The organism is Pseudomonas sp. AB6, from assembly GCF_034314105.1.
Taxonomy (GTDB): domain Bacteria; phylum Pseudomonadota; class Gammaproteobacteria; order Pseudomonadales; family Pseudomonadaceae; genus Aquipseudomonas.
Genome location: NZ_JAVIWJ010000001.1, coordinates 2,394,741 through 2,407,224 on the forward strand (window position 1 = coordinate 2,394,741; position 12,484 = coordinate 2,407,224).

General features: G+C 55.3%; 15 protein-coding genes. 8 read left to right on the forward strand and 7 right to left on the reverse strand.

Annotation, left to right across the window (positions count from 1 at the left end):
• Positions 1-57 precede the first annotated feature (57 nt).
• The gene (locus RGW60_RS11270) at positions 58-324 is read left to right on the forward strand and encodes a DUF2790 domain-containing protein (RefSeq protein WP_322204687.1); all 267 of its coding nucleotides are present in this window, start codon (positions 58-60) and stop codon (positions 322-324) included.
• 100 nt (positions 325-424) lie between these two features.
• Here RGW60_RS11270 and RGW60_RS11275 read toward each other — a convergent pair whose 3' ends face one another.
• Positions 425-2,002, reverse strand: coding sequence for a sigma-54-dependent transcriptional regulator (locus RGW60_RS11275; protein ID WP_322204688.1), 1,578 nt, complete (start codon positions 2,000-2,002; stop codon positions 425-427).
• 253 nt (positions 2,003-2,255) lie between these two features.
• Here RGW60_RS11275 and phhA point away from each other — a divergent pair, with 253 nt between their 5' ends.
• The 6 genes from phhA (at position 2,256) to RGW60_RS11305 (ending at position 6,640) form a co-directional block, all read left to right on the forward strand.
• Positions 2,256-3,047: a phenylalanine 4-monooxygenase gene (phhA, locus tag RGW60_RS11280; protein WP_322204689.1), complete on the forward strand. Its 792-nt coding sequence runs from the start codon at positions 2,256-2,258 to the stop codon at positions 3,045-3,047.
• Positions 3,048-3,060: 13 nt separating this feature from the next.
• Positions 3,061-3,417, forward strand: a complete 357-nt coding sequence (locus RGW60_RS11285) for a 4a-hydroxytetrahydrobiopterin dehydratase (RefSeq protein ID WP_322204690.1) — start codon at positions 3,061-3,063, stop codon at positions 3,415-3,417.
• The gene (locus RGW60_RS11290; protein WP_322204691.1) at positions 3,417-4,613 is read left to right on the forward strand and encodes an amino acid aminotransferase; all 1,197 of its coding nucleotides are present in this window, start codon (positions 3,417-3,419) and stop codon (positions 4,611-4,613) included. Before RGW60_RS11285 ends, RGW60_RS11290 begins: the two co-directional genes overlap by 1 nt.
• A 197-nt stretch (positions 4,614-4,810) precedes the next feature.
• Positions 4,811-4,957: a hypothetical protein gene (locus RGW60_RS11295; RefSeq protein ID WP_322204692.1), complete on the forward strand. Its 147-nt coding sequence runs from the start codon at positions 4,811-4,813 to the stop codon at positions 4,955-4,957.
• A gap of 114 nt (positions 4,958-5,071) precedes the next feature.
• Positions 5,072-5,251: a hypothetical protein gene (locus RGW60_RS11300; protein ID WP_322206895.1), complete on the forward strand. Its 180-nt coding sequence runs from the start codon at positions 5,072-5,074 to the stop codon at positions 5,249-5,251.
• Positions 5,252-5,431: 180 nt separating this feature from the next.
• Positions 5,432-6,640, forward strand: coding sequence for an MFS transporter (locus tag RGW60_RS11305; protein ID WP_322204693.1), 1,209 nt, complete (start codon positions 5,432-5,434; stop codon positions 6,638-6,640).
• Between the two features lie 611 nt (positions 6,641-7,251).
• Here the strand turns inward: RGW60_RS11305 and RGW60_RS11310 are convergent.
• Entirely contained in the window at positions 7,252-7,461 is a 210-nt protein-coding gene (locus RGW60_RS11310; RefSeq protein WP_322204694.1) for a hypothetical protein, read from the reverse strand.
• A gap of 207 nt (positions 7,462-7,668) precedes the next feature.
• Complete coding sequence (gene arfB / locus RGW60_RS11315) at positions 7,669-8,082, reverse strand: alternative ribosome rescue aminoacyl-tRNA hydrolase ArfB (protein WP_322204695.1); 414 nt, start codon at positions 8,080-8,082, stop codon at positions 7,669-7,671.
• A 515-nt stretch (positions 8,083-8,597) separates the two neighbouring features.
• On the opposite strand from arfB, the gene RGW60_RS11320 reads away from it, so the two are divergent.
• On the forward strand, positions 8,598-8,966 hold the full coding sequence (locus tag RGW60_RS11320; RefSeq protein ID WP_322204696.1) for a hypothetical protein: 369 nt from the start codon (positions 8,598-8,600) through the stop codon (positions 8,964-8,966).
• 96 nt (positions 8,967-9,062) lie between these two features.
• Here RGW60_RS11320 and rluB read toward each other — a convergent pair whose 3' ends face one another.
• From rluB to RGW60_RS11340, 4 genes are all read right to left on the reverse strand, one after another.
• Positions 9,063-10,487: a 23S rRNA pseudouridine(2605) synthase RluB gene (rluB, locus tag RGW60_RS11325; RefSeq protein WP_322204697.1), complete on the reverse strand. Its 1,425-nt coding sequence runs from the start codon at positions 10,485-10,487 to the stop codon at positions 9,063-9,065.
• 160 nt (positions 10,488-10,647) lie between these two features.
• Positions 10,648-10,836: a DUF1289 domain-containing protein gene (locus RGW60_RS11330; RefSeq protein WP_322204698.1), complete on the reverse strand. Its 189-nt coding sequence runs from the start codon at positions 10,834-10,836 to the stop codon at positions 10,648-10,650.
• 142 nt (positions 10,837-10,978) lie between these two features.
• Positions 10,979-11,746: an SMC-Scp complex subunit ScpB gene (scpB, locus tag RGW60_RS11335; protein ID WP_322204699.1), complete on the reverse strand. Its 768-nt coding sequence runs from the start codon at positions 11,744-11,746 to the stop codon at positions 10,979-10,981.
• Between the two features lie 19 nt (positions 11,747-11,765).
• Positions 11,766-12,464: a ScpA family protein gene (locus RGW60_RS11340; RefSeq protein ID WP_322206896.1), complete on the reverse strand. Its 699-nt coding sequence runs from the start codon at positions 12,462-12,464 to the stop codon at positions 11,766-11,768.
• Positions 12,465-12,484 lie beyond the last annotated feature (20 nt).

Here is a 12,484-nt window from a genome sequence, read left to right on the forward strand (position 1 = left end):
ACGCCTGGCTTCACAAGGGCCAGGCTTACCCTCACGTTTAATATAGGAAATTTAGTGATGAACGCTGCACTGCTAGTTCTGGCCATGAGTGGTTTTTGCGCATCAGCCTTTGCCGCCGAAACACCTGACGCAACAGCAAGTTCAAACCTTTCTGTTGAACAATATACTTACGCCACACACTTGGACGTTGCGAAAGTTATTTCCATAAGCCCTGCCTCCGACGCCTGCACAGTAGTACCCGCGCGAATGGACTACCTGGACTCTGCCGGTAAAGAACATGTGATTGAATACCGCGCCATGGGCAATGGCTGCATGCAAGGTTAATTAATCTGCTGCACAGCTAATCAACGCCTCGTGGGAGTTATCCCAACGGGGCGTAGTTTTATCCACGCCCTGAAGAATAACCACTCGCCTATTAACTTGATTACCTCAGTTCTCCCTCTCCGTTTTTTTCAACCACTAATTGATAACTGCGCAACTTATTCGCAATCGTAGTATGAGACACGCCCAATCGCTTACCTAACTGCCGACTACTCGGATGTTGTGCGTACAACTGTTCCAGCACAGCCTTTTCAAAGCGTCCGACAATGTCATCCAATCCCCCCTCCAGTGAAAAGCCCGCCAATGGCTGACGTGCCCCGTAATCGGGAAGTCGGATATGCTCGGCCTTAACCGTCCCGCCTTCGCACAGGGAAACCGCCTGAAACAGCGCGTTTCCCAGCTGACGCACATTGCCTGGCCAGTGGTAATGACTCAAACGCTCCATCGCCGCCGGGGAAAATTTTGGCAATGGACAGCCAATTTGACGACTGGCCTGATCAAGGAAGTGATCCACCAGCGTTGGTAAACCGTCCAGGCATTCTCGCAGCGGTGGAATGTGGAGCGACAATACATTGAGCCGGTGATAAAGGTCCTGACGAAACTCACCTCTGGCGCACAGCTCTGAAAGGTCGACTTGGGTAGCGCAAATTACCCGCACGTCCAAGTAAACCTCTTCATCGCTGCCAACCCGATGAAAACAGCCGTCCTGCAGGAAGCGCAGTAACTTCGCTTGTAAGCGCGGGCTCATCTCGCCCACGCCATCAAGGAACAACGTGCCGCCTGTCGTCAATTCAAGTAAACCGAGCTTGCCCTCGGCCCGTGCCCCTTCGAATGCGCCAGGGCCGTAACCGAATAATTCGGTCTCGGCCATGGATTCCGGCAGCCCGGCGCAATTAAGCGCCATCAGCGGTGACTGCCCGCGCGGGCTGGCCAAGTGACAAGCGCGTGCCAACAACTCTTTACCCGTACCGGTTTCGCCCTCGATCAACAACGGCGCATCCAATGGCGCCATGCGCCGCGCTTCACGAACCACGGCAGCCATGAACTTTGAGCTTTGGAAAATACTGTCGAAGCCACGTAATTCCTGCTTACGCACGTGGTAAATCCGCTCGCCCACACGATCCGCCCGGTGCAGGGTCAACACCGCGCCCGCCATTGCTTCGCTGTCATCGTGCTGGGATTGCAACGGCGCGATATCAGCCAGAAACACATCGCCGCAGACTTTGACCCGCAAACCGTTAATCCGAGATTTGTTGGCCCGAACCAGCTCCGGCAAATCAAAATCTTCGGCATAACGGGACAGCGCAATGCCGGGCACTTCGTCGACCCGCACACCTAACAATTGCGCAGCCGCCCGGTTGGCCGCGACGATAGAGCCGCTCATGTCGATGGATAACACCGGAAACTCCAAGGCGCCGAGCAGGGCATTGAGTTCCATGTGCCGACGTTCACTGGGCATCAATCCGACGCGCTTGACCCCAAACACACCGGCAATAGCTTCGAATTTGGGGCGCAGGGTCTGGAACTGAAGATTGATCAGGTTCGGGCAAAGCAGATAAATCGCGTCGCCGCGCTCACCTCCGACTTCCCCGAGGGCAACGTTGACACCGTATTCGACCAATAAGTTGAGAATGTCGCGAAGGATGCCAATTCGGTTTTGGCAGTGCACTTTGATGCGCATGAGCAGTAAGATCCTCGAAGGGGCGGCTTTTTTTGTTTAGGCGCGTTTAATCGTCAAGATTATGTGACAGCTGGCCACTAAATCCCGCCTCGTCCACCGCCGCCTTTCGGCACAATCAAGACCTATCGTAAACTTTTCGTTACGAAAAGACATTTTAGCTTGGCGTTATCTGCTGATTTCTTGCCACAGCGAGCCTTCAAACGCGTTATTTCTAGGGCATCCATAACAAGAAGCTTCCCCCGAGGAGAACGGCATGACGCAGACCTCGTACGTGGCCCGCGAGCCCGACGCAAACGGCTTTATCGACTACCCGCCAGCCGAGCATGCGGTGTGGAACACATTGATCACTCGGCAAATGAAAGTGATTGAAGGGCGTGCCTGCCAGGAATACTTCGACGGCATCGAGCAACTGGGTTTACCCCATGATCGTATTCCACAACTGGCCGAGGTCAATAGCGTGCTAGCTGCCACCACGGGCTGGCAGGTCGCTCGAGTTCCTGCATTGATCCCCTTCCAAAAGTTCTTCGAATTACTGGCGAACAAACAGTTTCCGGTAGCGACCTTTATTCGCAGTGAGCAGGAGCTTGATTACCTGCAAGAGCCTGACATTTTCCATGAAGTGTTTGGCCATTGCCCGCTGCTGACCAATCCGTGGTTTGCTGAATTCACCCACACCTATGGCAAGCTCGGGTTAAGCGCAACCAAAGAACAGCGTGTTTATCTGGCGCGCCTGTATTGGATGACCATTGAGTTCGGGCTGGTAGATACGCCACAGGGCCAACGCATCTATGGGGGCGGGATTCTGTCCTCGCCTAAGGAAACGGTTTACAGCCTGTCTTCAGCACCGGAACATCAGGTGTTCGACGCATTAGAGGCGATGCGCACACCTTACCGAATTGATATTTTGCAACCGCTGTACTTCGTGCTGCCGAGTATGAAACGCCTGTTCGACCTCGCCCACGAAGACATCATGGAGCTGGTTCGACTGGGTATGCAGCTCGGCCTGCACGCTCCAAAATTTTCACCAAAAATCAAAGCTGCCTGATCAGGAATATTTTATGAGTACGCTCAATCAAGCCCACTGCGAAGCCTGTCACGCCAACGCGCCGCAAGTCAGTGATGACGAATTGCCCGTTCTGATCAAGCAGATCCCGGATTGGAACATCGAAGTACGCGACGCAGTGATGCAGCTGGAAAAGGTCTACGTGTTCAAAAATTTCAAGTTCGCGCTTGCGTTCACCAACGCGGTCGGCGAAATTGCCGAAGCCGAGGGTCATCACCCTGGCTTGCTCACCGAATGGGGCAAAGTGACCGTGACGTGGTGGAGCCACTCGATCAAAGGGCTGCACCGCAACGATTTCATTATGGCCGCCCGCACTGACGAAGTGGCCAAAGGTGCCGAGGGCCGCAAGTAATGCATTTCAACGATATCCAGCGCGTACCAGGCGATCCGATCTTGGGTCTGATCGAGGCGTATGCGACTGATTCGAACCCGAACAAATTCGACCTTGGCGTGGGCGTCTATAAAGACGCTGCGGGCCTGACGCCGATTCTGCGCTCGGTCAAACTGGCCGAGCAGCGTCTGGTGGATCAGCAAACCACCAAGACCTATATCGGTGGCCACGGCCAGTCGAATTTCGGCACGCTAATCAGTGAACTGGTACTGGGCAAGGAATCGCCGTTGATCGCGCAAAAGCGTGTCGGCGCCACACAAACCCCAGGCGGTACCGGCGCCCTGCGTCTGTGTGCGGATTTCATCGCCCGTTGTTTGCCGGGGCGCGGTATCTGGTTGAGCGATCCGACCTGGCCGATCCACGAATCAATCTTTGACGCGGCAGGGCTAAACGTCAGTCATTACCCGTATGTGGACAGCGACAACCGCTTGAACGTCGATGCAATGCTTGCCACATTAAATCAGGTGCCACGTGGCGATGTGGTACTGCTGCACGCCTGCTGTCATAACCCGACAGGTTTTGATCTATCCCAAGACGATTGGCGGCAAGTGCTGGAAATTGTGCGCAGCCGCAACTTAATCCCGTTGATTGATTTCGCCTACCAAGGCTTCGGCGACGGCCTGGAGCAGGATGCGTGGTCAGTGCGATTGTTTGCCGACGCATTGCCGGAACTGCTGATTACCAGTTCGTGCTCAAAGAACTTTGGCCTGTATCGCGAGCGCACTGGCGCATTGATTGTGTGCACTGACACCGCAGAAAAGCTCTTGGATGTGCGCAGTCAATTGTCGTCCACTGCCCGCAACTTATGGTCCAATCCGCCGGATCACGGCGCGGCCATCGTCGCTGAAATCCTTGGCGACCCTGAGCTGAAAGGCCTGTGGATGGAGGAAGTGGAAGAGATGCGCGCGCGTATTGCGCAGCTCCGTGCAGGTCTGGTTGAGGCCTTGACGCCGCTGGGCCTGGGCGAACGTTTTGCGCACATTGGCGTGCAACGCGGGATGTTTTCCTACACCGGACTGAACGACGCTCAGGTGGCCAGATTGCGCTATGAACACAGCGTGTATTTGGTAAGCGCTGGACGTGCCAACATTGCCGGCATCGACGCCTCGCGCCTCGGCCTGTTAGCCCAGGCAATCGCCGACGTCTGTCACGACTGACAGGGGTTTGACCGTGTCATCCATCGCGCCCTTCAAGGGCGCGATTGCGTTATGCAAGCAAGGCAGTCTGTCGCCAAATGGCAAAAGAGTGGCAGATAAAGTCTGATTGTCATTTCCAGTGCTGTATCCTGCCCAAGCTTTACATAAGCACGGATCTTTCCAGCACCTTCAATCAGATCTTGCGCGGAGCGACGTCGATGCACGAAATACCGAACTTCCCTTACCCAAGCCTGCACGAACCACAACAACCCCCAAAGGCCCAACAAGCACCCGGCCGACCAGCCGAATTGAAAGCCAATCCGGTCAAAGCTAAAGAAAGCCAAAGCGCTAAAAGCCGAGACTGACGGCAGTTGTTCAGACCGTATGCCAAACCAGTGTTTTGCGCCTGTTTGTATACGGTCTGTTATGCCCCCCCCCCCGCATTCGTGCGTATGCCTGAACAAAAAGTGAACTCTGAAATGGCCCACCTCAGCGACCCCACTGCCAACGTCGTGATGGAAACCACAGAAAAAATGGTCGAAATCTGGTCCCGCCTCAGCACCGAAAAACAGACGGCTTTACTCCAGCGCTTCGGCACCAAAGAAACTGCGCTCGCCGCACTGGTTACGACCCACCTGCTTAACCCCGCTAAAATCTGATCTGCTCTTTTTTCCGCTGGCATAAACCGGCAGTAACATTTTCCGTATTTTTTTAAGCCAATCTCCAGCAATGCCGAAACCACCGCTATCATAAGCAGCCTTGATCGCGCCTAGAGCTGAAACGCTTCTCTGCAACACGTTGCGCGTCACCACTTTTCGCTGAAACCGTGGATTTTTACCATGCCAGACTCCTCGCCCACCGCCGCAGAACGCCCGATGGCGGTCACGCTGCAGGTCGTTTCCATTGTCCTGTTTACCTTCATCGGCTACTTGAACATTGGTATTCCGTTGGCCGTCCTGCCGAGCTATGTCAACACCGACCTAGGCTTTGGCGCCGTGACTGCCGGGCTGGTGATCAGTGTCCAATACTTGGCGACGCTGCTCAGCCGCCCTTACGCCGGCCGGATCATCGACAACCGAGGCAGCAAGAAAGCCGTGCTCTATGGCTTGGCGGGTTGTGGGCTCAGCGGTGTATTCATGCTGGTGTCAGCTTGGCTGCACAGCGCGCCGATGCTCAGCCTGATCTGCTTGTTCATCGGGCGATTGGTGCTGGGCAGCGCTGAAAGCCTGGTGGGTTCCGGGTCGATTGGCTGGGGGATTGGCAAGGTTGGCGCGCTCAACACCGCCAAAGTGATCTCGTGGAACGGCATCGCCAGTTATGGTGCATTGGCAATTGGCGCGCCGCTTGGGGTGGTGTTGGTCCAGCAATTTGGCTTATGGAGCATGGGGTTCAGCATTATTTTACTGGCGGCTTTGGGCCTGAAACTGGCCTGGAACAAAGAGCCTGCACCCATCGTCCACGGTGAGCGCTTGCCATTTATGCACGTACTCGGCCGCGTGCTGCCCCATGGCACTGGGTTGGCATTAGGTTCGATTGGCTTCGGCACCATAGCCACATTCATCACGTTGTATTACGCCAGCCACAGTTGGCCGAATGCAGTGTTGTGTTTGAGCCTGTTTGGCGCCTGCTTCATCGGCGCGCGCTTGCTGTTCGGAAAATTCATCAACCGACTTGGTGGCTTCCGCGTGGCGATTGCTTGTCTTTCGGTCGAGACGCTCGGTTTGGTGCTGTTATGGGTCGCACCCACACCGACACTGGCCCTGGCGGGCGCTGCACTCACCGGCTTCGGATTTTCCCTGGTGTTTCCGGCATTAGGTGTTGAGGCAGTGAACCTGGTACCCGCTTCCAGCCGGGGTGCAGCGGTGGGTGCGTACTCGCTGTTCATCGACCTGTCACTGGGCATCACCGGCCCGGTCGCCGGGGCCATCGCCTCGGGCTTCGGCTTTGCTTCAATCTTCCTCTTCGCAGCCTTGGCGGCGCTGACCGGATTAATCCTCAGCGTTTACCTGTACCGGCAGGCGGTGCATCTTCGGGATTATAAGCCGTAGGCGTTGCGTCCATCTGTAGGAGCCAACGTGTTGGCGATGCAACAGGCGGCGCGGAGAGTCCGTCGCTGCGCCTCGCCAACAAGAGGAACACCACTGGCAGCACCGACGGTAGCGACCGTCCCTAAAAATTCCCGCCCTCGGCATATTTCACCTTTTTACACGCCTCAGTATTTCCCGCTGCGCACATATCTCGAACCTTCATGTACGAGGCGCCACCGCCGATAGAATTAAACAAGACCGAGCTTGGCAACTATACCCATCCCAATCATTACCAATAGAAGTAACCCGCTGGTCCAGTGCAACATGACAAGTTGCAGTCTTAGGTCAGCTGGGAAATTTTTCAAATCCTCGGCACTGGCCCCTCCATCGCGGATGGTGGACACGAGGCATGGTCATCAATCCCATAATTGCACCCAGAAGATGCAACCGCCCCCATGGACCTGCATGCAATAAAAAAGCTCGAATGGTAATAGTGGGGCAATTTTTCAGATGGTTTAACATCAGTTCGACTCTGTTATATGCAAGATACAACGCTATGCCAATGCAAGTGAATACGCCTACAAAACCGATCAAACTTATGTAGAGATAACCGTTTTCACCAGTACTAAGGCTCATTTACTTTTCTCGTAAATGAGTTCGCCCGCTTTTTCACCCGCCATTCCGAGGCCAATGCCAGCTTCAAAAGAGTTAACGACTTCGCGATTGAACTGGAGTCGCAGAATGCCGTCCGTAAGATGTGCATAGCCTGACAACATAGATTGAGATGACAACACCCCAGCCGTATGCTTTACATTCCAGATGTCATAACGATTCGGGTTCATGACTTGCCGCTCTGTTCGTTGGAATGGCCGATCTGATAGTCGGGGCCAATCGCCTCATAGGTGAGCGTCATGTATCCGTGCATAGTCATAAACCCAATTCCTTTTTCGATAGCTATTTAGGCTACTGAAAAACGGACCGAAGGACTGTAGGACGCTTCTGAAAATGCAGGTTGCTGGCACATTTTTGTGGCGCTAAGTGACCTCCAGCTAAAAATCTACCTTCCCACGCCCAGCCTTGATACTGCCGCGTAGCGTCTTGCCTTCCAAACGGCGTTTCTTTGAACCCAGGGTCGGCTTGGTTGGGCGGCGTTTCTTCTCGACTTTGGTTGCGTTGATGATCAACTCAGTCAAACGTTCCAACGCATCGGCGCGGTTTTGCTCTTGGGTTCGGTATTGCTGGGCCTTGAGCACAATCACGCCTTCGCTGGTGATACGACTGTCGCGCAACGCGAGCAAGCGCTCCTTGTAGAACGGCGGCAAGGACGAGGCGTTGATGTCGAAGCGCAAATGCACCGCGCTCGATACCTTGTTGACGTTTTGCCCTCCGGCACCTTGGGCGCGGATGGCCGTCAACTCGATCTCGGCATCGGCGAGCTGCACGTTATTGGAAATCACCAGCATATGAGCATTACATGGTCCTGAAGCGTTCAACGATCTGCAACGAACGAAGTTAAAACGTGGCGCATTGTACACCGCCGCACTCCACCGATTTATTGCAACCGCCTACATGGACCTGCCTCTAGTTCCTGACCGAATGGATGGGAAACGGTCCACACTCACTTCAAACAAATAGCTGACTGTATTTTGGCGCGAAATAAGTTTTGTTCATTCGGAACTGCATTCGGTCCCCGGCTGCCCGTCAAACCTGCACGCTTCAGCGCCTGTAAGTGACTCATTGGCGTTACACCATTCGAAAAATTTATTGCGCATAAAACATTCATAAACTAGTTTTTCTATTGTCTGCTGACCAATCATGGTTAGCGCGATTTTCGGCGGGGACATTTGGAACCAAGCAATTAAAGGCGATAAATGTGCCCGCCGCTTTCAATCAGTCAGCTTTCTAGCACGCCCTCCGGCAGATGCGGTTTGCTTCACCTACCACGCCTGGCTGCCCCTGCTCGCAACGGGATGGATCCATGGACCAGATCAGCGCAATCGAACATTTTTTGCACGACCTGAAACATCACCCGGCCGTCGAATACACGTTTAAACCACAAGTGCTCATCGGCTACACCGACGCCTATTCAGCGCTCGTCAGTAACATCATCGAAACCGCCCTGGAAGACGACTCTTTTCGCTTTAGTGCAATGAATTTGGATACTTCGTCCACGGACTCGCTGATAAGCGCGATCATAGAAAACGATCTGTACATGCTGCTTTATGACGCATCGATCCAGCCTGACCTGCACTCCAATGGCCTTGGATTCATTCAGGAGTTGAAGACTGTTATGAACGAAAATCCGAAGAAGTGGTTGCCGTTCAAAGATTACGGCCGATTTTTCTAGTGAGGTTGTGACACAGCTGTATGCCCCTGTCGCCCATAAAAAAAACGCCAACCTCTCGGTTAGCGTTTTTTTACATCTGCTGCTAAAGCCAGACGATTACTGCGGTTTGCGACGACCAAAGCCTGGACGCTGGCCAGAGCCTGCTGGCGGACCGTTGCGTTTGCCCGAAGGCTTGCCGTTGTCTACCAGAACAATGCCCGCACGCTGCTGTTTAGGCTTGGCTGGGCGCTTGCTCACGTCACTTGGACGTTCTGCGACTGGCGTGCCGCGGCTGTCCGAACGCCCGTTGGCTGGACGCGGAGTGCGAGGTGAATCACCACGCGGCGCACGCGGCGAACGCTCGGCCGAATCACTGCGCGGAGTACGCGGAGCGCTGGCACCGTCTTCACGCGGTTTGCGTGCAGGACGTTCAGCACCTTCGCTGCGGCCACGCAACGGACGATTAGTCTCGCCGCCTGCACCGGAACGCCCGGTGGCAGGACGCGGAGCACGACCCGACGAGTCGGAACGCGGGCCTGACGGACGCGTGTCACGGTTGCCTTCCGAACGAGGACGGTCGCGCTCGCTACCGGTCACTTGCGGCTGACGTGGCGCACGCTCACCAGTCGGTGCCGGAGCGCCCGGGTTGGCCGGACGCAAGGTACGAACGCGCTCGCCTTTGCCCAATGGGCGCGACGATTGACGCTGAAGACGCTCCATCTTGTCTTTGGTCTTGGCGTTCATTTGCGGCTGAGCAACCGGCGTCAGGCCCACTTCGGCGCTGAGGGTGTCGACTTCGTACTGGCTCATTTCGCGCCAGCGACCCATCGGCAGGTCGGAGTTAAGGAAAACCGGACCGTAACGCACACGCTTCAAGCGGCTGACCACCAGGCCCTGGGATTCCCAGAGACGGCGGACTTCGCGGTTACGACCTTCCATCACGACGCAGTGGTACCAATGGTTGAAGCCTTCACCGCCCGGCGCTTGCTGAATGTCGGTGAAACGCGCCGGTCCATCTTCCAGCACTACACCGGTCTTGAGGCGCAGCAGCATGTCGTCATCGACTTCGCCACGCACACGGACCGCGTATTCACGGTCCATCTCGAAAGACGGGTGCATCAGGCGGTTGGCCAATTCACCGTCAGTGGTGAACATCAGCAAACCGGTGGTGTTGATGTCCAGACGACCGATGTTGACCCAGCGGCCCTCTTTCGGGCGCGGCAAGCGATCAAACACCGTCGGGCGACCTTCTGGGTCGTCACGGGTGCAAATTTCACCGTCTGGTTTGTTGTACATGATGACGCGACGTACCGATTCGGCCGTCTCTTCGCGTTTTATCACGCGGCCATCAACGCTGATGGCGTCATGCAGGTCGACGCGTTGACCGAGGGTCGCGTCTTTGCCATTGACCTTGATTCGGCCTTGGCTGATCCAGTCTTCGACGTCACGTCGTGAACCTACGCCAATACGTGCCAGAACCTTTTGCAGTTTTTCGCCTGCTGGGCCGTCTTCTTTGCTGTCAAGCGTGTCTTTGTCACTCATCTGGGCACCTCCCGGTGTGTCGATAACAGGTCGCGCTGAGAAATGGCGCGAGCTGATTGCTGAATCTGAAGCCTATGGCGATGTATGAAATCGCAAAAGGTCGCGAATCATACGCGCAAGGCGCCTACTGCGCACCAAAGACTAGTGCAATTGCGTAGACCTACCTCTTTTTCCGCCGACCGGCGGCCTTCATCTGGATCAAACGCTTCGCAGAATCGGCCAGCACCGTGCGCCTGTCAGCCTTGTCGAGCTTTTTCCAAGCCTTGATTTCATGTTTGCTGCGGCCACACCCCACGCAGATGTCATCATCGAACTTGCAGACACTGATGCAGGGATTTTTGCTGCTCATGGAAGAGTCCTGAAAAAGTGGAGCCTTGGGCATAGGGTGGAGCGAACCTGTTCGCGAAGCAGGCAACTCGGTCTATCTGAGCACCCCGGTGCTGCAGGAATCTCCGCGAACAAGTTCGTCCTACCGAAAATTTGCGAACTCCCTATGAGGGGTCTTTACCGACTTCGTCTGGCTCAGCGAGATCAATCCGCAATAAATCATCAAAGTCTGTCTTGAGACCCAACTCCATGGAGTCAAGTTCGACCAATAAACTGCGGAAGCTGGTTTCGTCCCTTGGCGGCCCTGGTTCAGCGTCCGGGTCGAGGCTGGCGTCGGCCAGGGCTTGCAGGCTGGCGGGTACTGGAGCGTCGTCGAAATCGAGCATGGGCTCAGGTTCTAGTTCGCGTAGTGCAGCCAAAGGCGGCAAGTCATCAAGGTTTTTCAGGTTGAAATGATCGAGGAACGCCTTGGTCGTAGCAAACATCGCGGGCCTGCCCGGCACTTCGCGGTAGCCGACGATCCTGATCCATTCGCGATCCAACAGGGTTTTGACGATGTGGCTGTTAACCGCTACGCCCCGCACATCTTCGATTTCGCCACGGGTAATCGGTTGACGATAAGCAATCAGCGCAATGGTTTCCAGCATCGCCCGGGAATAACGCTGCGGTCGTTCTTCCCACAAGCGCCCCACCCACGGCGAATATTGCGCACGGATTTGCAAGCGATAGCCGGACGCAACTTCCTTGAGTTCAAATGCGCGGCCTTCACAAGATTTTTCCAGCAGCTGCAGCGCTTTTTTAAATATCGGCGGCTCCGGACGCTCGCCGTCCTCAAACAGCTCAAAGAGGCGCTCCAGCGCTTGTGGTTTTCCAGAGGCCAGCAAAAAGGCTTCGAGCAGGGTGACTAGCTCGCGGGGGTCGGTCAAGTTCATGCTTTGGCTCTTTGCTCGGTTATTCGGCTCTTGCGCGGACGTGAATCGCCGCGAAGGCCTCGTTTTGCACTAGATCGACCAAGGATTCTTTAACCAGCTCCAGAATCGCCATGAAGGTCACGACTACACCGAGGCGCCCTTCTTCGGCCTTAAACAGTTCGGAAAACGGCACGAAACCACCGCCTTTGAGGCGTTCAAGCACATCGCTCATGCGTTCACGGGTCGACAGCGCCTCACGACTCACCTGGTGACTTTCAAACATATCGCCTCGGTGCAGCACTTGCGCCATGGACATCAATAACTCTTCAAGGCTGACGTCTGGCAGCAGTCGCCGGGCCCGGGCTTCGGGCGCGTCCAGTTTAGGCACAACAACATCACGCCCAACCCGGCTTAAACCATCAATGCCTTCAGCCGCCGCCTTGAAGCGCTCGTACTGTTGCAGACGCCGGATCAACTCGGCCCGAGGATCATCTTCTTCGGCTTCAATCTCCGCAGAACGCGGCAGCAGCATGCGCGATTTGATTTCGGCCAACATAGCGGCCATTACCAGATACTCCGCCGCCAACTCCAGGCGCACAGTTTTCATCAGCTCGACATACCCCATGTATTGCCGAGTGATTTCGGCCACGGGGATGTCGAGAATATTAATGTTCTGTTTGCGAATCAGGTATAGCAGCAAGTCTAGCGGACCTTCGAACGCATCAAGAAACACTTCCAGCGCGTCCGGCGGAATATAGA